The organism is Microbacterium jejuense, from assembly GCF_019511665.1.
Taxonomy (GTDB): Bacteria; Actinomycetota; Actinomycetes; order Actinomycetales; family Microbacteriaceae; genus Microbacterium; species Microbacterium jejuense_A.
Genome location: NZ_JAEUAW010000013.1, coordinates 14,002 through 39,513 on the forward strand (window position 1 = coordinate 14,002; position 25,512 = coordinate 39,513).

Here is a 25,512-nt window from a genome sequence, read left to right on the forward strand (position 1 = left end):
GCCCTTGCCGCGCCGGTTCCACAGCTGCCACGCCACGACGATCAGTGACGTGAGCACGATGACGGCCGAGATCGACAGCAGGATCGTCTGCTCGGTCTGCGAGATCATGCCGCGACCCTACCGGCCCACCGCACCGTTTCACTTGCGCTGAACGTACGCGGATCCGGGGCCCGGCCTGTACGTTCAGCGCAAGTGAACCGATTCGGTCTGCTCGCGCACGACCTGCGCCAGCAGACGCACGGCCTCATCGACGAGCGGGTCGGCGAGGTTGCCGTACCCCAGGACGAGCCGCTCGGGCGCCGGCGCGTCCGGTGACAGGCGGTAGCGGCGGATGTCGGTGAGGCCGAGGTCATGGCGCTCGGCGGCGCGCACGACGTCTGCCGCCCGCACGCCCGGTGGCAGGTCGAGCACGACGTGCAGGCCCGCCGCGATGCCCGACACGCGGCATCCGGGAAGCGCCCTGCCGAGCGCATCGAGCAGCGCCTCCCGTCGGCGGCGGTACCGCGTGCGGGCGGCCCGGAGGTGCCGGTCGAGACCGCCGCTCGTGAGGAACCGCGCGAGCGTCAGCTGATCGAGCGTCGAGGGCGCGGGGCCGCCGGCATCCCGCACCGCCGCCTGCAGCCACGGCGGCAGCACCAGCCAGCCGACGCCGAGGGCGGGGGATGCCGTCTTGCTGAGGCTGCCGGCCAGCACGACGCGGTCGGGCGCCATGGCCTGCAAGGCGCCGACGGGCCGTCGGTCGTAGCGGAACTCGGCGTCGTAGTCGTCCTCGACCACGACGCCGTCGCACGCGCGGGCCCAGGCGAGCAGGCGCTCCCGCCGCTCGGGCGACAGCGCGGCGCCGACGGGGAACTGGTGCGCGGGCGTCACCAGCGCGGCGCGGGCGCCGGTGCGGGTGGATGCCGCCACCAGCGCCGCGACGTCCACCCCGTGCTCGTCCACCGGGACGGGCACCGAGGCGAGCCCCTCGGCGGCGGCCACCTCGCGCATGCGCGACCATGACGGATCCTCGACGAGGAACGCGGTGTGGCCGAGGCCGCGGAGCGCCCGTGCGACGCGTCGCATGCCGTCGGTCGCGCCGTGGGTCACGACGACCGCCGCGGCATCGGCGCGCGCGAAGCGGGACCGCGCGAGATATGCGGCGACGGCGACGCGGGCCTCGGGGACGTCGGGGTCGAGCCGGAACAGATCGGCGTCCGGAGTCTCGGCCAGCACGTCCGACACCGCTCGCCGCCACAGCGCCCGGGGCGCGTGCCGCAGGTCGGGCACGCCGGGGGCGAGGTCGAAGCGCGGGCGGCGCAGCGGAGCGACGGGGTCCGCGGCCGGGCGCGGAGCGGTGATGCCGACCGACGCCGCCACCCGCGTGGCCGACCCGGTGCGGGCATCGAGGATCCCCTCGGCGGTGAGCCGGCCGTACACCTCGGTGACCACCCATCGCGAGACGCCGAGCGACGCCGCGAGCAGCCGGCTCGGGGGCAGGGCGACCCCGGCGGGCAGGCGACCGGAGGCGACGGCATCCCGCACCGCCGCCTCTAGCCGCAGATGGCGAGGCCCCTCGTACGGCGTGAGGTCCAGCAGCGTTTCCCAGGCGACGGAATTGGTCTGGAGTTCTGCCATGGAATCGGATCGTACTCCCAGACCGTTCCCGTCGGAGCATGGGACCACGACGCAGAAAGGGAACACCATGCAGTACCGCACCATCTCGAACGGCAGCACCTCTTTCGAGGTCTCGACCCTGTGCCTCGGTGCCATGAACTTCGGCACCCTCACCGATGCGGCGACGTCGCGGCAGATCCTCGACCGCTTCGTCGAGGCGGGCGGCACGTTCGTCGACACCGCCAACAACTACAGCGCCTGGGCCGGCGGCCACGGCCGCGACAGCGAGGACGTGCTCGGCGACTGGATCGCGCGTCGGGGCGGGCTCGGGGATGTGCGCCTGGCGACCAAGCTCGGCGCGGCCAAGAAGGACCCGGCGCTGCCGCTGCAGAACGTCGAGCCGACCAACTTCCAGGGTCTGTCGGCCGAGATCGTCGCCTGGGAGGCGCGCGAGAGCCTGCGCCACCTCGGCATCGACCGCCTCGACGTGCTCTACGGCCACGTCGACGACCGCGAGACGCCGGTGGCCGAGACCGTCGCCGCGTTCGGCGAGCTGCAGCGCGAGGGCCTCGTCGGCATCTCGGGCATCTCGAACATCGCCGTCTGGCGCCTCGTCGAGGCGCGCGAGGAGGCGCTGCGGCAGGGCGTCGACCCGTACGGCGTGATCCAGCAGGGGTACAGCTACGTGTACCCGAGCCCGGGGTTCGGCCGCACGAACGACGTGTCGGTCGACCTGCTCGACTACGTCGCCGCCGCGGGCGTCGACGGCCGTCCGCCGCTCACGATCACCGCGTACTCGCCGCTGCACCAGGGCGCCTTCACCCGCGACGACAAGCCGCTGTGGCCCGCGATGCGCCACGCGTCCAACCGCGACCGCGTGCGCGTGCTGCACGATGTGGCCGCCGAGCTCGGCGCGACACCCAACCAGGTGGCGCTGGCCTGGCTGCTGGGCGGTGACGTGCCGGTGATCCCCGTGATCGGTCCGTCGACCGTGGCCCAGCTGGAGGAGCTGCTCGGCGCCGCCGACCTCGTGCTCGACGCCGACGTGCGCGCCCGCCTCGATGCGGCCGACCTCGACGTGCGGGCCATCGTCGCAGTCTGACGCGATCGACCTCGGGAGGCGGGCGCTGCGGACCCGGCCGCTCGCGTCGGCCTCGGCGACGGGGTTGTTGGCGAGTCGCCACGTTCTGCGGGCGGGCTCGGCTGGTGTCGTTCTTGGCGAGTCGCCAGGAACGGCGTTTGGGGCGGGGGTTGTCGGCGAGTCGCCACGATCTGCGGGCGGGTTCGCCTGGTGTCGTTTCTGGCGAGTCGCCAGGAACGACGCTTGGGGTGGGGGGTTGTTGGCGAGTCGCCAAGATCTGCGACCGCCGACCGCGGGGGAGTGGATGCCGGGCGCCCGGCATCCACTTCACCCATGCCGGGGGCAAGGAGGGTCAGAGCAGCTGCGGATCCTCGGACTCCACGGGCTCGGCGTCGAGCAGCTCGGCGACGGACGAGAGCACCTCGTCGGGGCGGAACGGGTAGCGCGCGATCTCGGCGGCGTCGCTGATGCCCGTCAGCACGAGCACCGTGTGCAGACCCGCCTCGATGCCTGCGACGACATCGGTGTCCATGCGGTCGCCGATCATGCCGGTGTTCTCGGAGTGCGCGCCGAGGCGGTTCATGGCGGAGCGGAACATCATGGGGTTGGGCTTGCCGACGACGTACGGCTCCATGCCGGTCGCTTTCGTGATGAGCGCCGAGATGGCTCCGGTCGCCGGCAGCACGCCCTCGGTCGACGGACCGGTCGCGTCGGGGTTGGTCGCGATGAACCGGGCACCGCCGTTGATGAAGCGGATCGCCTTGGTGATCGCCTCGAACGAGTAGTTGCGGGTCTCGCCGACGACGACGTAGTCGGGCTCGGTCTCGGTCATGATGAAGCCGGCCTCGTGCAGGGCCGTCGTGAGTCCCGCCTCGCCGATCACGAACGCCGACCCGCCGGGCATCTGCGACGCCAGAAAATCGGCGGTGGCCAGGGCCGAGGTCCAGATCGACTCCTCCGGCACGATGAGCCCCGAGGCGCGCAGCCGCGCCGACAGATCGCGCGGCGTGAAGATCGAGTTGTTGGTCAGCACGAGGAACGGCACGCCCTGATCGCGCCACTGCTCGAGCAGCTCGGAGGCCCCGGGGATCGGTGTGTTCTCGTGCACCAGCACGCCGTCCATGTCGGTGAGCCAGCATTCGATGTCGGACCGGGTGCGCATGCGTAAAGACTAGGTGCCCGGCGGGCGTAGGGTCGAAGCCGTGACGTGGGACCCCCGCAGCCTTCCCGACCTGACCGGCCGCGTGTACCTCGTGACCGGATCCAACGCCGGCCTCGGGTATTTCGCGTCCGAGCAGCTCGCGCGCGCGGGGGCGAAGGTCATCATGTCGGCCCGGCACCCCAACCGCCTGTCGGCCGCTCGCGCCGCCATCCGGCGGAGGGTCGTGGATGCCGCACCCGACGCGACCGAGCCGCTCATCCTCGACACGTCCAACCTCGGCTCGGTGCGTTCGGCCGCTGCCTCCGTGCGCGGTCGCGGGCCGCTCGACGGCGTGCTGCTGAACGCCGGCATCGTCCACGCGCCGAAGACCCGCGAATCCACGGTCGACGGGCACGAGGTGGTGTTCGCCACCAACGCGCTCGGGCACTTCGCGCTCGCCGGCGAGCTGCTGACCGCGCTCGCCGAGGCCTCCGGCCGCATGGTGTGGGTCGGCAGCATGTCGACCGCGCTCACGCCGTACGACCCCGTGGATCCGCAGCTCACAGAGGGCTACTCTGCCTGGCGCGCCTACGTGCAGTCCAAGGTCGCGACGACGTCGCTCGGCTTCGAGGCCGACCGCCGCCTGCGCGAGGCGGGAGTGCCCGTCGAGAGCGTCGTCGCCCACCCCGGGTACTCCACGGGCGGTCGCACGCCCGGCATCGTCGGGGTGAACGAGCCGTCGCGCGCCAAGCGGTTCGCCGACAACCTGCAGGCCATCGCTGCCCAGTCCAAGGAGCACGGCGCCTGGCCGCTCGTGCGGGCACTCGTCGACCCCGAGGTCGAGGGCGGCGAGTTCTGGGGTCCGCGAACCGGCTCGCGCGGCGAGCCGCGGCGGCAGACGGCCGCCAAGATCACGCGCGATCCCGACGTCGCCGCACGCCTGTGGTCGTTCGCCGAGAACGCGACGGGCGTGGCCTGGCCGTTCGCGCAGGCCGCCGCCGTCGCCGCCGGCCGCTGACAGCCCGCTGCGCGGTCGCGGGGCGGATCTGCGTGCGACCGGGTCGGCCGGTGCAGCGGTCTTCGGGCGCGGCCGGTTCGCGGCATCCACTTCTCGCAGAATCGGATCCGCACGTACGGACGGACGACGCAACACGCCGGGGGAACGGCGTCGGCGTCGGCGTGTCGCCTGGCTGGTCCGCGTAAGCGGATCCGCGTGTACGAATGTGGCTGGCTCCACGCGCGACCGGGGCCTCCCGGTGCCGTGGTCGCGGGGCGTCCCGGTGCCGTGGTCGCGGGGCCTCCCGGCGCCGCGGTCTTCGGGCTCGGCCGGTTCGCGGCATCCACTTCTCGCAGAATCGGATCCGCACGTACGGACGGACGGCGCAACACGCCGGGGGACGGCGTCGGCGTCGGCGTCGGCGTGTCGATCGGCGGGTCCGTGGATGCGGATCCGATTCGGTGTCGTGGGGGTGTGGATGCCGGCGGCCGGTGCGACTGCCAGACTGACCGCAGGAGGTCGCATGACCGAGGAAGCGTCGCTGTGGTCGCGGTTCCTCGTGCGCGTGCGCGAGACGTCGTGGGCCATCGACGCGAACGACGGCATCATCGCGACGGCCGGTCTGCTGCAGGGCTTCGCGGGGGCCGGTGCGGGCGACCGTCTGCTGCTGTTCACGTCCATCGCGGCGATGCTCGCGGGCGGTCTCAGCGCCGGCGGCGCGAAGTGGGCCGAGGTGGCCGCCGAACGCGAGGCCGAGCTGGAGCTCGCCGCCGAGGAGCAGGCCGAGATCGAGCGCGACCCCGCCGGCGAACTGGCCGAGCTGGCCGCGTACTGGGAGTCCCGCGGGCTCACGGCCGACCTCGCGCACGAGGTGGCGCAGCAGCTCATGGCGCGCGATGCGCTGTCGGCGCAGCTGGACGCCGAGCACGGCATCGAAGAGATCACCCATCCCACGGCGCCCTGGTGGGCGGGACTGGAGACGGCCGTGGCGTTCATGATCGGCGCGGCCATCCCGGTGCTCATCACGTTCCTCGCGCCCGTGGCGATCGAGACCTGGGCCATCATCGTCGCGGTCGTGGTGTCGCTCGCGCTCACGTCCCTCGTCGCGGCGGGCGTCGGCAGACTGTCGGCCGTGCGCATGCTGATCCGGAGCCTCGCCGTCGGCCTCGGCACGATGGGCGTCAGCTACCTCGCGGGCGTGCTGTTCTTCTGAGGCCGGGCCGTGCCCGGAGGCGTCAGGCGCTCAGCCACACCGCGTCGGCGGCGGCAGCGGGGAGGGTGACCGGCGTCTCACCGATGCGGAGGCCGGCGGCATCCATCACCGTCACGGTCGTCCCGACGGCCACGCCGGACGCCTCCACGGCGCGCAGCAGGTCGGGGTCGCGATCGCTCACGCGCAGCACCCGGCCGACATGGCCCGCCGGCGCCTGGCCGAGCAGGATGAAGGGCTCGCGGTGGACGTGGCCGGCGGCATCCGGGATCGCATCGCCGTGCGGATCGAACCGAGGGCGCCCGAGGCGCTCGTCGATGCCCTCGAGCAGGCGGTCGCTGATCGAGTGCTCGAGGACCTCGGCCTCGTCGTGCACCTCGTCCCATGAGTAGCCGAACTCGCGCACCAGCCACGTCTCGATGAGCCGGTGGCGGCGGATGATCGCCGCGGCACGGTGCTCGCCCTCTTCGCTCAGCGACACCGGACCGTACGGGCGATGCGTCACGAGCCCCTGCGCCGCGAGCTTCTGCACCATCTCGGTCACGCTCGACGGCGCGAGCCCCAGCTCGGCGGCCAGCTGCGACGGCGTGATGCGCTCGTCCTGCCACTCGGTGTGGTGGTAGATCGTCTTCAGGTAGTCATCGACCGCGGGTGAGGGCACGGCCACCAGGCTACCCGGGGGCCCTCAGCCGGTGAGCACGAGGAACAGCAGCACCGCGTTGAGCGCGATGAGGAAGACGGATGCCGCCATCCCTGCGATCGTCGTCCACACGCGGTTGCGGAACCCGCCCAGCACGTCACGGTTCGCCGTCAGGGCGACGAGCGGCACGAGCGCGAAGGGGATGCCGAACGACAGCACCACCTGGCTCAGCACCAGCGCGAGGGTCGGGTCGAACCCGAGGGCAAGGATCACGAGCGCGGGAATCAGCGTGACCAGCCGCCGCGCCAGCAGGGGGACGCGCAGATGCAGCAGGCCGTGCATGATCTCGGCGCCCGCGTACGCGCCGACGGACGTGCTGGCGAGGCCGCTGGCGAGCAGGCCGACGGCGAACAGCGTCGCGACCAGCGGTCCGAGCCCGGCATACAGCGCGGCGTAGGCGCCTTCGAGCGAGTCGGTGCCCGGCACGCCGGCGAGGTTCGCCGCGGCCAGCAGCAGGATGCACAGGTTCACGGTCCCCGCGATCAGCATCGCGACCGTGACGTCCCACTTGGTCGCGCGCAGCAGGCGGCGGGTGGGGATGCCGCGCAGCTCGTCGAGCGTCGGGTCTGCCGTGCTGCGGTCGCTGAGCGGGTGCGGGCCGACGTCCGTGCGGCCCTCGCCCCGGTCGCTGCGCGGGTGAGTGCGTGCGCCGTCCGTGCCGCCCTCATCCCGGTCGCTGAGGGTGTGCGGGACGCCGTCCGTGCGGTCCTCATCCCGGTCGCTGCGCGGGTGATTGCGTGCGCCGTCCGTGCCGCCCTCATCCCGGTCGCTGAGGGTGTGCGGGACGCCGTCCGTGCGGTCCTCGTCCCGGTCGCTGAGCGAGCGAGGAACGAGCGAGACGAAGCGTGGTGCACGGTCGACGTTTTTCGCGGGCGCGAAGCGGTCACGCGCCAGCGCGCTGTGGGCGTAGATCGCGTGCGGCATGATCGTCGCGCCGAGGATCGAGGCCGCCAGCAGCACGGAGTCGGTGCCCTCGAAGCGCGGCACGAGCCCGCTGACCACGCCCGCGGCATCCGGCGGTGCGACGATCACGCCGAACGAGAAGCCGAGCGCGATGATCGCGAGCAGTCCGATGACGACGAACTCGAACGTGCGCGGGCCGCGGCGCGACTGGATCAGCAGCAGCGCGATCGACACGGCGCCGGTGATGGCGCCGCCCCACACCAGCGGCACGCCGAACAGCAGGTTGAGCGCGACGGCACCGCCGATGACCTCGGCGATGTCGGTCGCCATCGCGACGAGCTCCGCCTGCAGCCAGTACGTCCGACGTGCCCACGGATTGCGGATGCGGGCGCCCAGCGTCTCGGGCAGGCTCCGGCCCGTCACGATCCCGAGCTTCGCCGACAGGTACTGGATGAGCCACGCCATGACGTTGCCGAGCACGACGACCCACACCAGCAGGTAGCCGTAGCGTGCGCCGGCCGTCATGTTGCTGGCGACGTTGCCGGGGTCGAGATACGCGACGCCCGCGACGAGTGCGGGCCCGATCAGCCACGCCGCGCGCGGCACGCTCGGGGGACGGCGCGCGGCGGTGGCGGCATCCCGAACCGTATCTGTTTTCGGCATACCGAAAACCTACCCTCTTTTCGGTTCACCGAAAAGGCTCGGCGTGCAAGATCGGATCCGCACGCGCGGACCGCCGGACCGCCACGCCGGGTCGAGGCGCCGCGGAGCGGCGTGTCGGCGGACGCGTCCGCAGGATCGGATCCGATTCTGCGCGGGTCGGCGGCGGTGATGGATGCCGGCGGCTCGGCGCCGGCGGATAGCCTGGGCCGGTGACCTCCCCCGACCCCGCACCGCACGCCGAACCCGCGGAGCCGACGCTGCCGGTCGGGGTGGGGCCGTGGCCGGGCGGGCCGGAGGAGTGGCCGGACGATCCTCGCTACGACCGGGAGCTGCTCGCGGACGGCGACCGGCGCAACGTCGTCGACCGCTACCGGTACTGGACGATGGACGCCATCGTCGCCGACCTGGACGAGCGGCGTCACAGCTTCCACGTCGCGATCGAGAACTGGCAGCACGACATGAACATCGGCTCGATCGTGCGCAGCGCCAACGCGTTCCTCGCCGCCGAGGTCCACATCATCGGCAAGCGCCGCTGGAACCGCCGCGGCGCCATGGTCACCGACCGCTACCAGCATGTGCGTCACCACGAGACGGTCGAGGCGTTCGCGCAGTGGGCGGCTGCGGCATCCCTGCCGGTCATCGCGATCGACAACGTCGACGGCTCGGTCGCGCTGCCCGCCGCCGACCTGCCCGAGGCCTGCGTGCTGCTGTTCGGGCAGGAGGGCCCCGGGCTCTCGCCCGAGGCGCTGGCCGCGGCATCCGCCACCGTCGAGATCGAGCAGTACGGCTCGACGCGCTCGATCAACGCGAGTGCCGCCGCCGCCGTGGTGATGTACGAGTGGTGCCGCCGCTGGGCGTGAGCAGCGTCAGGCGCCGGCGGTCATCCAGGCGGGGCCGCGCACGCGCCAGCCGAGCGTGAGCAGCCGCGCCAGCATGTAGACGCCGAAGAACGCGGCGGCCAGCCAGGCGAGCCCGGCAGCGCCGGTCGGATGCAGCACCGCGATCAGCACGAGCGCGGGCACGAACGGCACGAGGTTCAGCACGCCGACGATCGCGAGGTAGCGGGCGTCTCCGGCGCCGATCAGCACGCCGTCGAGCACGAACACGACGCCGCACACCGGCTGCGCGACGGCGAGCACGATGAGCGCGGGCTGCACGAGGGCGGCGATCGCGGCATCCCCCGTGAACAGCAGCCCGATGACGCCCGACAGCACCCCGATGATCACGCCGGTGACGATGCCGAACCACGCACCCCACGCGACGGTGCGTCCGAGCACGCGGCGCACCGTGTGCGGGTCCTCGGCGCCGAGCCCCTTGCCCACGAGCGCCTGCGCGGCGATCGCGAGCGCGTCGAGGGCGAACGCCGCGGTCGAGAAGATCGTGAAGGCGACCTGCCAGCCGGCGAGCTCGTCGGTGCCGAGACCGGTCGCGACCGCCACCGTCGCGAGCAGCGCCACGCGCAGCGAGACCGTGCGCACGAACAGCCACCCGCCCGATCTCGCCGACCCGCGCACGCCGTCGCGCTGCGGGCGGACGGATGCCTCATGCCGGCGTGCGAGCCGCCCCACGACCACCACGTACGCAGCGACCATGCCCCACTGCGCCACGACCGTGCCGAAGGCCGAGCCGGCGATGCCCCATCCGAAGCCGTAGATGAACAGCCAGTTGAGCAGCGCGTTGGCGCCGAAGCCCAGCCCCGCGATCCACAGCGGGGTCACCGTGTCTTGCAGGCCGCGCAGCAGGCCCGTGGCGGCGAACACGACGAGCATCGCCGGCAGGCCCCACATCGAGATGCCGAGGTAGATCTCGGCCTGCTCGGCGACCGCCGCCGGTGCGCCGAACAGCGCCACCAGGAACGGCGTCGCGAGATAGCCGACCACGGCGAGCACCGCCCCGAGGCCCAGCGCGAGCCACATGCCGTCGATGCCCACCGACACCGCGCGGGACGGATCGCCCGCGCCGAACCGGCGGGCGACGGCCGGCGTCGTCGAGTACGCGAGGAACACCATGAGCCCCACGATCGTCTGCAGGACGGCCGAGGCGATGCCGAGCCCTGCCAGCGGCACGACGCCCAGGTGGCCCACCAGCGCCGAGTCGACGATGAGGAACAGCGGCTCGGCGATGAGCGATCCGAGTGCCGGAACGGCGAGCCGCAGGATGTCGCGGTTCAGGGTGTCGCGGGCGCTCGTCACCCCACGAGCCTAGAGCGGGCCGCCGACGCCGGCGCCGCGGGCGGGGCGGGGCGCAGCGGCGTGGCTGGCGCCGCGGTCGCGGCCGGGCGCCGCGGTCGTGGCCGGGTCCTCAATTGAGGGCCGGGGCCCAGGTGCGGAGCGGGGTGCGGCGTTCCCTCCTCGGCCCAGCCCAGCGCCTCAGCTGAGGAACCGGGAGGGCGCCGGCCGCGGGGCGCGCATGCCGCGAGTGCCGACGCCGCTACGGTCGGGGGAGCGAGAGGAGCGGCGGTGGCGAAGACACGCGAGGCGCGACGGAGCGCGATCGGCGACTGGTATGCCCGGCGCCCGCGGTGGGTGCACGGGACGATCGGCGTGCTGACGGTCGCGCTGGGCGCGGTGATCCTCGTGCGCCCCACGACGTCGCTGGGCGTGCTGGCGCTGCTGATCGGCGCGGGGCTCGTGGTGAACGGCATCCTCGAGCTCGTCACCCGCGACGGCGCGGCACGCGCGTGGTGGCGCTGGGCGCTCAGTGCGCTGTGGATCCTCGCCGGCCTCTTCGTGCTGGCCTGGCCGGGGCTCACGGTGCGCGTGCTGGTGCTCGTCGTGGGCATCGGGCTCATGGTGGGCGGCGCCGGCCGGATCGTGGAGGCGTTCCGCGTGCGGCAGAGCCTCGACGCGCGCATCGCAGCGGGGGTCCTGGGTGCGGCCGAGGTCGTGTTCGGCGTGCTGGCCGTGCTCTGGCCCGACATCACGGGGCTCGTCGTCGCCGTCGTGTTCGGCGCCCGTCTGGTCATCGTGGGGCTGCTCGAGCTCTGGCACGCGATCCGGCCCCCGCGCCTGGACGCCGAGCCCGCCGCGCCCTCGGGGCTGAGCCGCTGGACCCGGACGATCGCCGCCGTGGCGGCCCTCGTCGTCGCGGTCGGCGCAGGGGCCGTGAGCGTGTCGCTGCGCGGCGGGTCCCCCGTCGTCGACGAGTTCTACGCCGCGCCCCGCACGGTGCCGTCCGAGCCGGGCGCCCTGATCCGGTCCGAGCCGTTCACCCGCGGTGTGCCGGAGGATGCCGAGGCGTGGCGCATCCTCTACACCACCACGAACGGCGACGGGACGCCGGCGGTCGCGAGCGGGCTGGTCGTCGTGCCGAAGAGCGGCGACGGCGCCTGGCCGGTCATCGAGTGGTCGCACGGAACGACCGGGTTCGCGCAGCAGTGCGCGCCGTCGCTGCTCGCTGAGCCGTTCGAGTCGGGGGCATTGTTCCTGCTGCCCCAGATCGTGGACCGCGGATGGGCGCTCGTGGCCACGGACTACATCGGGCTCGGCACGGCCGGACCGCACCCCTATCTGGTCGGCGAGCCGAGTGCGCGCGCGTCGCTCGACGCCGTGCGGGCCGCCCGTGAGCTCGAGTCCGCAGACCTCGGGCCGCAGACCGTGGCATGGGGTCACTCCCAGGGCGGCGGGGCCGCGCTGTGGGTCGGCGCCGTCGGCGCGGACTACGCCCCCGATGTGCCGTTGTCGGGCGTGGCGGCGCTGGCGCCGGCATCCCAGCTCCCCGCATTCGTGGGGAGTCTCGACGAGATCACGGGCGGCAGCGTGTTCGCGTCGTACGTCATCGCGGGGTACTCGGGCGTGTACCCCGACGTGACCTACCGGCAGTATGTGCGCCCGGGCGCCGAGGTCACGGTGCGCGAGCTTGCGACGCGGTGCCTCGCCGAGCCGGCGATGGGCGCATCGCTGCTGACGCTGCTCGGCATGACCGCCGATCCCGACATCTTCGCGGCCGACCCGACGACCGGGCCGATGGGCGAGCGCATGCGCGAGAACGTTCCGCCGGCCACCGGCGATGCGCCGCTCCTGCTGGGCCAGGGGCTGGCCGACCCGCTCATCGTGCCGTCGGCGCAGGACGCCTATGTCGACGGTCTGTGCGCCGACGGGCGCCAGGTGGACTACCGCCTGTACGCGGGGCGCGGACACGTCGAGCTCGTGCAGCCCGACTCGCCGCTCATCCCCGAGCTGCTGCAGTGGACCGAGGATCGCTTCGCAGACGTGCCGGCCGAGGCGGGATGCACGCGCCGGGAGGAATGACCGGTAACGACCCCGCTACGGTGTGGGTGCGCGGCTTCCCGTCCTCGGTCGTGCGGCTAACCTGGAACGCATGACCGACGCCCCTCGCTCCGGTCTCGCGCTCGAGGAGCTGAGCGCCGAGATCCGCCCTCAGGATGACCTGTTCCGTCACGTCAACGGCTCGTGGATCGAACGGACCGAGATCCCCGAAGACAAGGCGCGATGGGGGGCCTTCCATCTGATCGCGGAGCAGGCCGAGAAGGATGTGCACGCGATCGTCGAGGAGTCTCAGCAGGCCGAGCCCGGCACCGAGGCGCGCAAGATCGGCGACCTCTACACGAGCTTCATGGACACCGAGCGCATCGAGGCGCAGGGCGCGGCGCCGCTGGCCGACACCCTCGCGCGCGTCGAGGCCGTCGACGACATCCCCGGGTTCCTGCGCACGATCGGCGAGTTCGAGCGCGAGGGCGTGGCGGCGCTGATCCACCTGTACATCGAGCCCGACCCGGGCAACCCGCAGCGGTACGTCCCCTTCTTCCTGCAGGGCGGACTGTCGCTCCCGGACGAGAGCTACTACCGGCTCGAGAACTTCCAGGAGACGCGCATCGCGTTCCGCACGCACGTGCACCGCATCCTGGAGCTCGCCGGCGTGCCCGAGGCCGAGGCGTCCGCCGACCGCATCGTGGCGCTCGAGACCGAGCTGGCCACCCACCACTGGGACAACGTCGCGAGCCGCGACGCCGTCAAGACCTACAACCTGAAGACGTGGGACGAGGTGCAGGCGCTCATGGGCGTCGACCTCACGCCGTGGCGCGATGGCGCGGCGCCCGGCCACGCGGACGCGTTCGCCGAGATCACGGTCTACCAGCCGAGCTTCTTCGAGGGCCTCGGCACGCTGCTGGTCCAGGACCGCCTCGAGGACTGGAAGGCGTGGCTGCGCTTCGCCGTCGTGCACTCGGCGGCGCCGTTCCTCTCGGACGAGTTCGTGGCCGAGAACTTCGGGTTCTACGGCACGCAGCTGACCGGAGTCCCGGTCAACCGCGAACGCTGGAAGCGCGGCGTGAGCCTCGCCGAGGCCGCGATGGGCGAGGCGATCGGCCGCGTCTACGTCGAGCGCCACTTCCCGCCCGCGGCGAAGGTGGCGATGGACGAGCTGGTCGGCAACCTCATCGAGGCGTACCGCCAGAGCATCTCGGAGCTGGAGTGGATGACTCCCGAGACGCGCGAGCGCGCGTTGGCCAAGCTGGATGCCTTCACGCCGAAGATCGGCTACCCGGTGAAGTGGAAGGACTACTCGTCGCTCGAGATCGACGCCGAGGACCTCGTCGGCAACGTGCGCCGCGCCCACGTGTGGGAGCACGACCGTCAGCTTGACAAGATCGGCCAGCCCATCGACCGCGACGAGTGGTACATGACGCCGCAGACCGTCAACGCGTACTACAACCCGCTCATGAACGAGATCGTGTTCCCGGCCGCGATCCTGCAGTACCCGTTCTTCGACGCCGACCGCGACGCCGCCGCCAACTACGGGGGCATCGGCGCGGTCATCGGCCACGAGATCGGCCACGGCTTCGACGACCAGGGCAGCCGCTACGACGGCGACGGCTCACTGCGCGACTGGTGGACCGACGACGACCGGGCGGCGTTCGAGGAGCGCACCAAGAGCCTCATCGCGCAGTACGACACCCTGGTCCCTGAGGGCCTCGCCGACGAGCACCACGTCAACGGCGCCCTCACGATCGGCGAGAACATCGGCGATCTGGGCGGCCTGGGCATCGCGATCCGGGCGTACGCCCTGTCGCTCGGCACCGATGACGAGGGGCAGCCCATACCGGCCCCCGAGCTCGACGGCTACACCGGCATCCAGCGTCTGCTCCTCAGCTGGGGGCAGATCTGGCAGCAGAAGGGCCGCGACGCCGAGACCATCCGTCTGCTGACGATCGATCCGCACTCGCCCAACGAGTTCCGGTGCAACCAGATCGTCCGCAACATCGACGCGTTCTACGACGCGTTCGGTGTCACCGAGTCCGATGCGCTCTGGCTCGACGAGGATCAGCGCGTCACCATCTGGTGACCGCTGACCCCCCACCCGCGGCGTCGCGCTGGACCCGGCGCCGCCTCACCACACCGAGAACTGGGGAAGGACGCTCCGTGGGCATGGAGCCCCGAAAGGATGCCGAGTCGCTGCGGGGGGCGCGACGGAGCTCCGGAAAACGACTGCCGAAGCGCGCAGCCGTCGGCCGTCGTTCGTTCGCGTCGACGCTGAAGGCGCTCGACGACCTCGCGGCGTCCGGCGCGAAGATCTCTGTGCGCATCACCGACCTCGATCGCGGCACGTCGGTGCTCTCGGGCGACGACTTCGTGACGCTGCCGGTCGCCGGCCTGGGCGTGGTGCCCCTGCTGATCGAGGTGGCGGCGGCGTTCGAGTCGGGGCGCCTCGAGCCGCTCGAGATCATCGACCGCGCGCACTACGAGGCGGTGGGCGTCGGGGGAGTGTGGCAGCACCTCAAGGCGCCCGCACTGCCGCTCGTCGACCTCGCGGTGCTCACCGCGTCGACCGGCGACGCGATGGCCGCCAACGCGCTCCTGGCGCGCGTCGGCCTGCCGGCGGTGCGCGCGCGCATCGAGCAGCTGGGGCTGTCGCGCTCGGCCCTGCTCGACCGCTTCCGCAACGAGCGCGGTCCCGACGACGCCCCGCACTTCGCGCTGGGATCGGCGCGGGAGCTCGCCGAGGTGTTCGCGGCGCTCGTCAACTCGCAGGTCGTCTCGCCCGGCGTGAGCGCGCAGGTCGCCGAGTGGCTGAGTCTCAACCACGACCTGTCGCTCGTCGCGTCGGCGACCGGCCTCGACCCGTTCTCGCACGAGAACGACGAGCACGGACTGCTCTTCATCAACAAGACCGGCCGGGATGCCGGCATCCGCGTCGAAGCCGGCGTTCTGGCCGGTCCGCGCGCCGGCGTCTCGTACGCGCTCATCGTGTGCTTCGACGACCTGTCGATCTCGCACCGCCTGCGAGCGCACGAGGCGTTCCGGATCCTCGGGACCGACCTCATGGAGTACGTGTTCTGACGGTCGGGCACGGAACGGGCGCGCGCGGCGGCGAGTGGATGCCGGCGGCCGCGGTGCTCCGGCCGCCATGCCGTCTCGGGCTTCCCTGCGGCGCGCAACTCGTGTAGACACGGGAGGACGTGCGGCACCGCAGCCGCCCACCACCCGACGCGAAGAGGAGTCAGCCGTGTCCAACCGCACCGCCGTGATGCCGGAGCTTTCGAGGATCGAGATCGAGGATCGGCCGGTTCCCGCGCTCGCCGCGCGCCAGGCGCTGGTGCGCGTCGAATCCGTGGGCGTGTGCGGCTCCGACACGACGTACTTCACCGCCGGCTACATCGGCGACTGGGTCGTCGACGGTCCGATCGTCCTCGGGCACGAGGTCGCGGGCACCGTGGTCGAGATCGGCGCCGACGTCACGCAGGTCGCGGTCGGCGACCGTGTCGCGATCGAGCCCGGCACCCCGTGCCGCGACTGCGAGGACTGCCTCGCGGGCGACTACCACCTGTGCGCGGAGCTGGTGTTCCTCGCCACGCCTCCGCACGACGGCGCGCTGACGCAGTTCATGGCGATCGACGAGCGCAACCTCTTCCCGATGCCCGAGGGCATGAGCTTCGACGAGGGTGCGATGCTCGAGCCGCTCTCGGTCGGCATCTGGGCGTGCCGCCGGGCGGGCATGCGGCCTGGCGACAGCGTGCTGGTGACCGGAGCCGGACCCGTCGGAGTGCTCGCCGCGCAGGTGGCGCGCGCCTTCGGCGCATCGAGCGTGCGCGTGGCCGACGTCTCGCCCTATCGGCTCGAGCTCGCCGCATCGCTCGGCTTCGAGGTCGAGCAGGCGGGCGGCGGCAGCCACGAGCCGGAGTTCGACGTGCTGCTGGAGTGCTCCGGGGCCCCGACGGCGCTCGCCGACGGGCTGTGGCGGCTGCGCAACGGCGGACGGGCGGCGATGGTGGGCATGCCCAAGCAGGCCGTCGAGCTGCCGCTCTCGCGGCTGAACGTCCGGGAGCTCTCGGTGTCTCTCGTGAACCGCTACGCCCACACGTGGCCGACGGCGATGGCGCTGGTCGCGTCGGGACGAGTGGATGCGGCATCCATCGTCACCCATCACTTCCCGCTCGACGGCACCGCCGACGCGCTGCTGCTGGCCAGGACCGAGCCGAACTCGATGAAGGCCGTCATCCACCCGCAGCGCTGATCGCGCTCCCGCGCGGCCCGGGTGTCGTGTCCTGATTGTGATCAACTCGTGTTGAACCGACTCTTGCAACCGGCGTTCAACTCGTGTTGACTGGCGCCGTACTCAACGAGGAGGAGTGTTCGCAGTGGAACGAGTGGTACTGGATGTAGACCTGGCGATGGGTGCTCCCGGCAGCGACATCGACGACGGATTCGCGCTGGCGCTGGCGCTGGCCGACCCGGGCATCGCGCTCGAGCTCGTCACGACGGTGAACGGCAACACCGATGCCGACACTGCGACCGCGCTCACGCTCGAGCTGCTCCACCGGCTCGGGCGACCCGACGTGCCCGTGGTGCGGGGTGCGACCCGTCCGCTCGTCCGGCCGCAGGCGCGGCAGGGATCGCTCCCCGCCGACGTGCCCGTGCGCGAGCCGCGCGAAGGCGTCGCCGCCCAGGCGATGGTCGACATCGTGCGCGCGAACCCGGGCGAGATCACGCTCGTCGCCGTGGGTCCGCTCACCAACGTCGCGCTCGCGATGCGGCTCGACCCGGGTTTCGCCGCGGCGCTCAAGTCGCTCGTGATCATGGGCGGAGTGTTCGAGGGTCAGACCAACAACGCCGCCATGCCGGGCGAGTTCAACATCTGGTGCGACCCGGAGGCTGCGGCGATCGTGCTGGACTCCGGCATCGCCGCCAAGTGGGTGGGGCTCGACGTCACCCTGCAGGTGCGCGTGGAGCGCGCGCAGGCGCTCGAGATGGCCGCGAGCGACCGGCAGTTCACGGCCTTCGCGGGGGAGTACACGGCCGCCTGGATCGACCACCTCGCCGAGATCGACGACCCGGGCGTCACGTCGTGTGCCATGCACGACCCGCTCGCCGTCGCCGCGGTCACCCGCCCCGACCTCCTCACGTGGCGCGACGCGCACGTCGCCGTCAGCCAGGCCGACCTCACGCGCGGCGTGATGGTCTGCGACTTCCGCTGCGCCGGCAGCGGCCCCGACGGGACGCCGCGTCCCGCCCGTCCCAATGCCTCGGTCGCCGTCGCCGTCGACGTCGCCGGGTTCAACAACCACTTCCTGAAGAAACTGGAGGCCATCGCATGAACCGTGCCGTCATCGGCAAGACCATCGCGCTCGGCGCCGTCGCAGCGGTGCTGCTGACCGGCTGCGCCGCGAACTCCTCGTCGGCCGAGCCCTCGGACGACTGGAGCATCCCCGACGAGGACCCGACCGCCGAGATCAACGTCGTCGGGATCATCGACCCCGTCGCCGACAACATGGCCGAGGTGATCGACGCGTTCGAGAAGGCGCACCCGACCATCGACGTCAACTACCAGTACGTGCCGTTCGACGACCTCAACAGCGTGCTCGACACCCGCATCACGTCCAAGAGCGGCGACCCCGACGTGTTCTGGGTCGACCAGCCGCGAGTGCCGGCCCTGTCGGCGCGTGGCTACCTCGAAGACCTCACCGACCAGTTCTCGGACCGGCTCGACGGCCTCGTGCCGGCCACGGTCGAGTCCAGCTCGTACGACGGCAAGCTGTGGTCGGTGCCGATCGCCAACTCGACGCAGGTGCTGTTCTACAACAAGGACATCCTGGATGCCGCCGGCATCACTCCGCCCGGCTCCACCGGTGAGCGGGTGACCTGGCAGCAGCTCAAGGAGCTCGCGGCGCAGGCGCAGGCCTCCGGCGGCGCCGACATCGGGCTCATGGTCGGTCAGCCCGATCGCTACTACCAGCTGGAGCCGCTTCCCGTCTCGGCGGGCGGCGGGGTCGGCGTGACCGGCGACGACATGCTCACGCCCGACATCACCAACGAGGGCTGGGTCGATGCGATGACGTACTACGGCTCGCTGTTCAGCGACGGCGTCTCGCCGAAGGGGATCACGCCCGAGCAGACGGACGCCACGTTCCTCGCGGGCAAGACCGCGTTCTTCGTCGAGGGCAACTGGATGGTCCCGAAGATGCAGGACGCGACCTTCGCGTGGGGCGCGGCGCTGAACCCCGTGTGGGAGGGCGGCGATCCCGCGACGCCGACGGGCTCGTGGTCGCTCGGCATCAACCCGTTCTCGAAGAACAAGGAGGCGGCGGCGATCTTCATCGACTGGATGGCGATCGACGGGCAGGGCGGCTACGGCGAGTACCGCGACTTCGCGGAGCTGCCCGCGAACATCAAGGGCCTCGAGTCGTATCTGTCGGGTCCCGCGTTCACCTCGTCCGAGGGCGGCAAGCAGTCGGCCGAGGTCGTGAACGAGGAGTCCACGACGACGGCGGTCGCCCGCGCGTCGACCGTCGGCTACATCGAGTTCGAAGAGATCATCGGCCGTGCGTTCTCGGACATCGCGAACGGCGCCGATCCGGCGACGGCACTGGCCGCGGCAGAGACCGAGCTGAACGGCGCATGGAAGCAGTACAAGTGATCGAGGGGGCGGGGACGGCGCAGGCGGTCCCCGCCCCGGTCCGCCCCGATGCCCCGTCGGGCGCCGCGCGCGACGTGCGGCCTGCCCGGGCCCGACGCCGCCGGAGCGGGCGCCTGTGGCTGATGGTCGCGGCGTTCCTGGCTCCGGCGGTGGTGACCATCCTGCTGATCCGCATCATCCCGTTCATCGGCGCCGTCATCTCGACGCTGCACGTGCGCGAGGGCGTCGGACTGCTCGCCGAGGAGCGCTTCGCCGGATTCCAGAACTACATCGAGCTCCTGTCGGACCCGCTGTTCCAGGCGACCCTCGGGCGCACCCTCCTGTTCAACCTCATCATCAACCCGCTGCAGATCGCGCTCGCACTCGTGATCGCGGTGCTGCTGACGCGGCGCGTGCCGGCGCGCGGGCTGTGGCGCATGGCGGTCTTCATCCCGTGCACGATCCCGCTGGTGGGCTCGTCGATCGCGTGGGGCGTCGCGCTGCGTGCCGACGGGCCCATCAACGGGATCCTGCAGGCGGTCGGCCTGCCGGCCCAGCCGTTCCTGTCCTCGCCGACGCAGGCGCTCGCGAGCATCATGCTCGTCGCGTCGTGGGTGGGGATCGGGTACTGGATGATCTTCCTCATCGCGGGGATCAACGAGATCCCCGACGAGCTCTATGAGGCGGCATCCCTCGACGGCGCGGGTGCGTGGCGCAGCTTCTGGTCGGTCACGCTGCCGATGCTCAAGCGCCCGCTGCTGTTCGTGCTGGTCGCCGACACGGTCGCGAACTTCGTGCTGTTCGTGCCGATGCAGATGCTCACCGGCGGCGGGCCGCAGAACTCCACCACGATGCTCATGTTCGACGCCTACCGGCGCACCTACACGTACTCGCAGCCGAACCAGGGCGCGACGGCCACGGTCATCCTGACCGTCGTCATGCTCATCATCGTGTTCGTGCAGTTCCGCCTGCTGAAGGAGGACGCCCGATGACCGCCCTGACCACCGGGAGAAGATCGCTGCGGGGTCGCGTCATCGCGCAGCGCTGGCTGCTGGGGCTGCTCGCCGCGCTCGTCGGCCTACTGTTCGTGTTGCCGGCGGTGTGGATGCTGCTCGGCTCGCTGCGACCGGGCAGCGACGTGATCGGCAGCGTCAGCCCGCTGAGCTGGAACACGCTGATCCCGGACGTGTGGACCCTCGACAACTACGCGTCGCTGTTCGGACCGCTGCGGTTCGGGCAGGCGCTGATGAACTCGCTGATCGTGGGCTTCGCGAGCGTCGCGCTGGGACTGGCGATCTCGATCCCGGCTGCGTACGCGCTCAGCGTGTTCCGCTTCCCGGGCAGGGAGCTCGTGTTCGCCGTGCTGGTGGTCGGGTTCATGATCCCGTTCGAGGCGATCGCGATCCCGCTCGCGCAGATCTTCACGCAGTGGCATCTCGACAACACGTACATCGGCTTGATCCTGCCAGGCATCGGCAACGGCCTGGCCATCTTCAACCTGCGCCAGTTCTTCCTGGGCATCCCGCCCGAGCTGCACGAGGCGTCGCGGGTCGACGGCGCCTCGGAGTTCCGCACCATGACGCAGGTGTACCTGCCGCTCAGCGTGACCCCGGTGATCAACTCCGCGCTGCTGATCTTCCTCGCGCAGTGGAGCGCCTACCTGTGGCCGCTGCTCGTGGTCTCGGACGAGAAGATCCAGGTGGCGGCGATCGCGCTGTCGCGCACGTTCTCCGACACGAGCTTCAACTTCGGGCAGATGTTCGGCGGGGCACTGGTCATCTCGGTGATCCCGGCGGTGCTGCTGCTGGTGCTGCAGCGCTATTTCACCCAGTCCGTGGCGACGAAAGGCCTGAAGTGACGGAAGTCGTCGTCGTGGGATCGGTCAACTACGACCTGGGGCTGCGCGTGCAGCGGCTGCCGTGGGCGGGCGAGACGGTGCTGTCGTCGTCGCTCACCCGGCGCTCGGGTGGCAAGGGCGCGAACCAGGCCGCCGCGGTGCGCGAGGCAGGGGCGACGTGCGCGATGGTCGGCGTCGTCGGCGCCGACGGTGCCGCGCTCGTGGGGCAGCTCGAAGAGGCCGGCGTCGACGTGACCCGCATCCGCGCCGACCCGGGCGCGACCACCGGCACGGCCGTCATCATGATCGACGACGACGGGCAGAACTCGATCATCGTCTCGGCAGGGGCGAACGACGCGCTCACCGCGGCCGAGGTCCGCACGGCGATCGCCGCCACACCGGGCGCGCGCATCGTGCTGACCCAGGGGGAGTCGCCGGTCGCGGCGGTCGCTGCCGCCGCGGAGGCCGCGGAGGCGGCATCCCTTCGATTCGTCCTCAATCTGGCGCCTGCGATCGACCTGCCGCGCCACGTCATCGCGGTGGCGGACCCGCTCGTGGTCAACGAGCTCGAAGCCGAAGAGACGGCACTGGCGCTGGGCGTCGACAGCGACGACGTCGCCGGTCCGGATCTCGCCGGGGTCCTGGCCCGGGTGGCGCGATCGGTTGTGATTACACTGGGCGCGGGCGGCGCCGTCTGGGCCGCGCGTGGAAAGAGCGGGCGGGCGCATGCGCAACGAGTCGAGGTCGTCGACACGACCGGCGCCGGCGATGCGTTCGTGGGTGCCATGGTGGCGCGGCTGACGCGCGGCGGCGACCTCGCGGCGGCCGTCGAGAGCGGGGTCGCGGCGGGAACGCGTGCCGTGCAGTTCGCCGGCGCCCGCGCCGCGGAGGCGCGATGACCTCGGTGCGGCGGTCCGACGTCGCGGAGGCCGCCGGGGTATCGCCGGCGGTGGTCAGCTATGTGCTCAACGGGGGTCCTCGTCCCGTGTCGGCCGATGCGCGGCGGCGCGTGGAGGCGGCGATCGCCGAGCTCGGCTACCGGCCGAACAAGGTCGCCCAGGCGCTGCGGGGCACGCGGACGCACTCGATAGCGATGCTCATGCCCGACCACCTGAATCCGCACTTCGCCGAGCTCGCGCAGGCGATGGAGGACGAGGCGCAGCGCCGCGGCTACGTGCTGATCATCGGCACGGCGGCCAACGACATCGAGCGCGAGCAGAGCTATCTGCGTTCGTTCCTGGATCGGCAGGTCGACGGCGTCGTGCTGATCAGCGCGTCCGCCGACCCCGACGTGCACGAGATCGAGGCCGCCGGCATCCCGCTCGTTCTGCTCGACCGCGCGGCGGTGGGCGCGACGCACTCCAGCGTGGTGACCGACAACCGCGCCGCCGCGGCACTGGGCGTGCGGCACCTGCAGGATCACGGCCGGAGTCGTCTGCGCTTCCTGTCGGGCCCGGCCGAGCTCGAGCCGGTGCGCGAGCGCGATCAGGGCTGGCGTGAGACGACGGGCGACGAGGGCGACGCGCGTGTCTGGCGCAGCGCGTTCTCACGCGAGGGCGGCTACCGCGCGGTGCAGGCCGCGATCGCCGCGTCGGGGATCGACTTCGACGGGCTCTTCACCGCCAGCGACGCGCAGGCCATCGGCGCGCTGCGCGCTCTGCGCGAGGCCGGAGCACGCGTGCCCGAAGACGTCGCGGTGGTGTCGCTCGACGGCTCTGAGGCGGGGCTTTACACCGAGCCGCCGCTGACGTCGGTGGTGCAGGACGTCCACCGCCTGGCGGCGGAGGCGGTCGAGATCGTCGTGGCCGGCACCGGATCCGGCACGCCCACGGCGCACCTCGTGCTGGGGCCGTCTCTGCGGCGACGGGACTCGTGCGGCTGCGGAGGCGAATGACATGGCCACCTTCATCTACGACGCCGTGCGCACGCCGTTCGGTCGCGCGGGCGGGGCACTGTCAGGCATCCGTCCCGATGACCTCGCCGCCGTCGTCATGGCGGCGACCGTCGAGCGCACGGGACTCGACCCGGCACGCATCGACGACGTCATCTTCGGCGACGCGAACCAGGCAGGGGAGGACAACCGCAACGTCGCCCGCATGGGCGCGCTGCTGGCGGGCTTCCCGACCACGGTGCCCGGCGTCACCGTCAACCGGCTGTGCGCGTCGTCCGTCGAGTCGGTGATCCAGGGCTCTCGGGCGATCGAGGCGGGCGACGCCGACATCGTGCTGGCAGGCGGCGTCGAGTCGATGAGCCGGGCGCCGTACGTGGTCGAGAAGTCGCCGCGGCCGTGGCCGAGCGTCGGCAACCAGACGCTGTGGAACACCTCGATCGGGTGGCGCATGACCAACCCGCGGCTGCCCAAGCACTGGACGATCTCGAACGGAGAGGTGGCCGAGCAGGTCGCCCGTGCCCAGGGCATCTCGCGGGAGGCTCAGGATGCCTTCGCGGTGCGCTCGCACCGTCTCGCGGCCGCCGCGTGGGCGTCGGGGGTCTACGAGGGCGAGATCGTGCAGGTGCCGGGGGCCGAGCTGTCGCGCGACGAGGGCATCCGCGACGACACGTCGGTCGAGAAGCTCGCGACGCTGCCGGCTCTGTTCGCCGCGGACGGCGACGGCACGGTCACCGCGGGCAACTCGTCGCCGATCAATGACGGCGCGTCCGCCGTGCTGCTGGCCCGCGAGGGTGCGCTGCCCGGCGAGCCGCTCGCCCGCATCACGGCGCGTGCCGCCCACGGGGTCGATCCGGACCGGTTCCCTCTCGCGCCCATCGAGGCCGCGAACAAGGCGCTCACCCGCGCGGGCCGTACGTGGGCCGACGTCGACCTCGTCGAGCTGAACGAGGCGTTCGCGTCGCAGTCGCTCGCCGACATCCAGGGGTGGCCCGAGCTCGACCCCGAGCGCGTGAACATCCACGGCGGGGCGCTGGCGATCGGCCACCCGCTCGGAGCTTCCGGCGGACGCATCATCGGCCACGCCGCGCACGAGCTGGCCCGCCGCGGTGGCGGGGTCGCGGTCGCCGCCATCTGCATCGGCGTCGGGCAGGGTCTCGCCGTCGTGCTCGAGCGCTGAGCCGGCCCGCCGAGGATCGCGCGGCGTCGAGGATTCAGGACGATCGCGAGGGATCGACCCTTCGCGATGGTTCCCGTCGGCGTGTCTGCTGGATCCTCGTCGCACGCCGTGCGGGGCGGCGCGGCCCCGGAGCGGAGCGTTCAGAAGATGATGGTGTGGTTGCCGTGGCGCAGCACGCGGTCCTGCGCGTGCCACAGCACGGCGCGCGAGAGCACCTGACGCTCGACGTCGGCACCGCGGCGGGCGAGTTCGGCGGCCGAGTCGGCGTGGGTGACCCGCACGGTGTCCTGCTCGATGATCGGGCCCTCGTCGAGGTCGTCGGTGACGTAGTGCGAGGTCGCGCCGATGAGCTTGACGCCGCGCTCCTTGGCCTTCTTGTAGGGCTCGGCGCCGATGAACGCGGGGAGGAAGGAGTGGTGGATGTTGATCACCGGCACCCCGAGCTCGGCGAGGAAGTCGCCCGAGAGGATCTGCATGTAGCGGGCCAGCACCACGAAGTCCACGTTGCCCTTGAGGAGCTCCAGGATCTTCGCCTCGGACGCCGACTTGTCGGGTCCGGGCACGCCCGGCACGTGGAAGAACGGCACGCCGAACGAGCGGACGTCCTCGGCCGAGGTCGTGTGGTTCGAGATCACCATCGGCACCGTGACGGGCAGGTCGCCGCGGCGGTGCCGCCACAGCAGGTCGAGCAGGCAGTGGTCCTGCTTGGACGACAGGATCGCCATGCGCTTGGGCACCGACTGATCCGTGAGCGACCACTCCAGCTCGAAGCCGTCGAGGGTCTGCGCGATCTCGGACTCGATGAGCGGGCGATCGGCGGCGAAGCCCGGTCGGTGGAACACCACGCGCTGGAAGTACGCGCCGCCGGTCGGGTCGTCCGAGTACTGGTCGAACGCGACGATGTTGCCGCCGATGCGCGTGATCATCGCCGACACGGCTGCGACGATCCCCGGCTGGTCGCTGCCGTGCACGATGAGGCAGACGTGGTCGGGCTTGAGCTGTTCGGCGGCCATTGCTCGATTCTGCCAGGCCGGCCGCATCACGAAGGCGACGGGATGCCGCGGTCCGCGGCGTGGACGAGGTCGCCGTTCTCTGTCAGCTCGAGGAAGCGGGCGACGGCGTCGCGGCTGCGGGTCAGGCACGCCAGGCGTTCGTTGAGCGTCGTGAGCTCGCTCGCGAGCAGTTCGGCGAGCTCGCGCGTGCACACCGGGGCGGCCGTGCGCGATGCCGATTCGGCGTCCAGCACCACCTTCGCCAGGCGCGTCGTGAGACCGGACTGCACGAGCCCGCGCGCGCGTTCGGCACGCTCGACGTCCGCCTCGTCGTACGAGCGGTAGCCGTTCGCCGACCGCTCGGACGACAGCAGGCCCTGGCCTTCGTAGTAGCGCAGCATCCGCGCGGGGATGCCGGTGCGCTCGGAGAGTTCGCCGATCTTCATGGGGTGCCGCCTCGGATGTCGCCGCAT

At 71.9% G+C, this 25,512-nt stretch carries 22 protein-coding genes; 15 read left to right on the top strand and 7 right to left on the bottom strand.

What is annotated here, in order from left to right; all coding sequences use genetic code 11:
- Positions 1-183 precede the first annotated feature (183 nt).
- Complete coding sequence (gene pdxR / locus JNB62_RS15105) at positions 184-1,617, bottom strand: MocR-like pyridoxine biosynthesis transcription factor PdxR (RefSeq protein WP_220301728.1); 1,434 nt, start codon at positions 1,615-1,617, stop codon at positions 184-186.
- Positions 1,618-1,684: 67 nt separating this feature from the next.
- Here pdxR and JNB62_RS15110 point away from each other — a divergent pair, with 67 nt between their 5' ends.
- Positions 1,685-2,698, top strand: coding sequence for an aldo/keto reductase (locus JNB62_RS15110; protein ID WP_220301729.1), 1,014 nt, complete (start codon positions 1,685-1,687; stop codon positions 2,696-2,698).
- Positions 2,699-3,029: 331 nt separating this feature from the next.
- On the opposite strand, the gene JNB62_RS15115 is transcribed toward JNB62_RS15110, so the two are convergent.
- Entirely contained in the window at positions 3,030-3,839 is an 810-nt protein-coding gene (locus tag JNB62_RS15115) for an HAD-IIA family hydrolase (protein ID WP_220301730.1), read from the bottom strand.
- A gap of 40 nt (positions 3,840-3,879) precedes the next feature.
- On the opposite strand from JNB62_RS15115, the gene JNB62_RS15120 reads away from it, so the two are divergent.
- Both JNB62_RS15120 and JNB62_RS15125 read left to right on the top strand, forming a co-directional pair.
- Positions 3,880-4,836, top strand: a complete 957-nt coding sequence (locus JNB62_RS15120) for an SDR family NAD(P)-dependent oxidoreductase (protein WP_220301731.1) — start codon at positions 3,880-3,882, stop codon at positions 4,834-4,836.
- A gap of 502 nt (positions 4,837-5,338) precedes the next feature.
- Entirely contained in the window at positions 5,339-6,028 is a 690-nt protein-coding gene (locus JNB62_RS15125) for a VIT1/CCC1 transporter family protein (RefSeq protein ID WP_220301732.1), read from the top strand.
- Between the two features lie 22 nt (positions 6,029-6,050).
- On the opposite strand, the gene JNB62_RS15130 is transcribed toward JNB62_RS15125, so the two are convergent.
- Both JNB62_RS15130 and JNB62_RS15135 read right to left on the bottom strand, forming a co-directional pair.
- Positions 6,051-6,686: a metal-dependent transcriptional regulator gene (locus tag JNB62_RS15130; RefSeq protein ID WP_220301733.1), complete on the bottom strand. Its 636-nt coding sequence runs from the start codon at positions 6,684-6,686 to the stop codon at positions 6,051-6,053.
- A 24-nt stretch (positions 6,687-6,710) separates the two neighbouring features.
- Positions 6,711-8,291, bottom strand: coding sequence for an Nramp family divalent metal transporter (locus JNB62_RS15135; protein ID WP_220301734.1), 1,581 nt, complete (start codon positions 8,289-8,291; stop codon positions 6,711-6,713).
- A 209-nt stretch (positions 8,292-8,500) separates the two neighbouring features.
- Here JNB62_RS15135 and JNB62_RS15140 point away from each other — a divergent pair, with 209 nt between their 5' ends.
- The gene (locus tag JNB62_RS15140) at positions 8,501-9,151 is read left to right on the top strand and encodes a TrmH family RNA methyltransferase (RefSeq protein WP_220301735.1); all 651 of its coding nucleotides are present in this window, start codon (positions 8,501-8,503) and stop codon (positions 9,149-9,151) included.
- 6 nt (positions 9,152-9,157) lie between these two features.
- Here the strand turns inward: JNB62_RS15140 and JNB62_RS15145 are convergent, their stop codons facing one another.
- Positions 9,158-10,483, bottom strand: coding sequence for an MATE family efflux transporter (locus JNB62_RS15145; RefSeq protein ID WP_220301736.1), 1,326 nt, complete (start codon positions 10,481-10,483; stop codon positions 9,158-9,160).
- A 267-nt stretch (positions 10,484-10,750) separates the two neighbouring features.
- On the opposite strand from JNB62_RS15145, the gene JNB62_RS15150 reads away from it, so the two are divergent.
- From JNB62_RS15150 to JNB62_RS15200, 11 genes are all read left to right on the top strand, one after another.
- Positions 10,751-12,541: a lipase family protein gene (locus JNB62_RS15150; protein WP_220301737.1), complete on the top strand. Its 1,791-nt coding sequence runs from the start codon at positions 10,751-10,753 to the stop codon at positions 12,539-12,541.
- 70 nt (positions 12,542-12,611) lie between these two features.
- Positions 12,612-14,594, top strand: a complete 1,983-nt coding sequence (locus JNB62_RS15155; protein ID WP_220301738.1) for a M13 family metallopeptidase — start codon at positions 12,612-12,614, stop codon at positions 14,592-14,594.
- A gap of 83 nt (positions 14,595-14,677) precedes the next feature.
- Positions 14,678-15,589, top strand: a complete 912-nt coding sequence (locus JNB62_RS15160) for a serine hydrolase (RefSeq protein WP_220301739.1) — start codon at positions 14,678-14,680, stop codon at positions 15,587-15,589.
- A 166-nt stretch (positions 15,590-15,755) separates the two neighbouring features.
- Complete coding sequence (locus JNB62_RS15165; RefSeq protein WP_308291824.1) at positions 15,756-16,763, top strand: NAD(P)-dependent alcohol dehydrogenase; 1,008 nt, start codon at positions 15,756-15,758, stop codon at positions 16,761-16,763.
- Positions 16,764-16,887: 124 nt separating this feature from the next.
- Positions 16,888-17,844 carry a nucleoside hydrolase gene (locus tag JNB62_RS15170; protein ID WP_220301741.1) on the top strand — a complete coding sequence of 319 codons (957 nt, stop codon included), beginning with the start codon at positions 16,888-16,890 and terminating at the stop codon, positions 17,842-17,844.
- Positions 17,841-19,163: an ABC transporter substrate-binding protein gene (locus JNB62_RS15175; RefSeq protein WP_220301742.1), complete on the top strand. Its 1,323-nt coding sequence runs from the start codon at positions 17,841-17,843 to the stop codon at positions 19,161-19,163. The genes JNB62_RS15170 and JNB62_RS15175 overlap by 4 nt, the downstream gene beginning before the upstream one ends.
- Positions 19,145-20,134: a carbohydrate ABC transporter permease gene (locus JNB62_RS15180; protein WP_223231182.1), complete on the top strand. Its 990-nt coding sequence runs from the start codon at positions 19,145-19,147 to the stop codon at positions 20,132-20,134. Before JNB62_RS15175 ends, JNB62_RS15180 begins: the two co-directional genes overlap by 19 nt.
- On the top strand, positions 20,131-21,000 hold the full coding sequence (locus tag JNB62_RS15185) for a carbohydrate ABC transporter permease (protein WP_220301743.1): 870 nt from the start codon (positions 20,131-20,133) through the stop codon (positions 20,998-21,000). The genes JNB62_RS15180 and JNB62_RS15185 overlap by 4 nt, the downstream gene beginning before the upstream one ends.
- A complete protein-coding gene (locus JNB62_RS15190; RefSeq protein ID WP_220301744.1) occupies positions 20,997-21,878 on the top strand; it encodes a ribokinase in 882 nt (293 codons plus the stop codon). The genes JNB62_RS15185 and JNB62_RS15190 overlap by 4 nt, the downstream gene beginning before the upstream one ends.
- Positions 21,875-22,873, top strand: coding sequence for a LacI family DNA-binding transcriptional regulator (locus tag JNB62_RS15195; protein WP_220301745.1), 999 nt, complete (start codon positions 21,875-21,877; stop codon positions 22,871-22,873). The genes JNB62_RS15190 and JNB62_RS15195 overlap by 4 nt, the downstream gene beginning before the upstream one ends.
- A 1-nt stretch (position 22,874) precedes the next feature.
- On the top strand, positions 22,875-24,047 hold the full coding sequence (locus tag JNB62_RS15200) for a thiolase family protein (RefSeq protein WP_220301746.1): 1,173 nt from the start codon (positions 22,875-22,877) through the stop codon (positions 24,045-24,047).
- 140 nt (positions 24,048-24,187) lie between these two features.
- Here JNB62_RS15200 and purU read toward each other — a convergent pair whose 3' ends face one another.
- Positions 24,188-25,060, bottom strand: a complete 873-nt coding sequence (gene purU / locus JNB62_RS15205) for a formyltetrahydrofolate deformylase (RefSeq protein ID WP_220301747.1) — start codon at positions 25,058-25,060, stop codon at positions 24,188-24,190.
- A 26-nt stretch (positions 25,061-25,086) separates the two neighbouring features.
- Positions 25,087-25,485 carry a MerR family transcriptional regulator gene (locus JNB62_RS15210; RefSeq protein ID WP_220301748.1) on the bottom strand — a complete coding sequence of 133 codons (399 nt, stop codon included), beginning with the start codon at positions 25,483-25,485 and terminating at the stop codon, positions 25,087-25,089.
- Between the last annotated feature and the right edge of the window lie 27 nt (positions 25,486-25,512).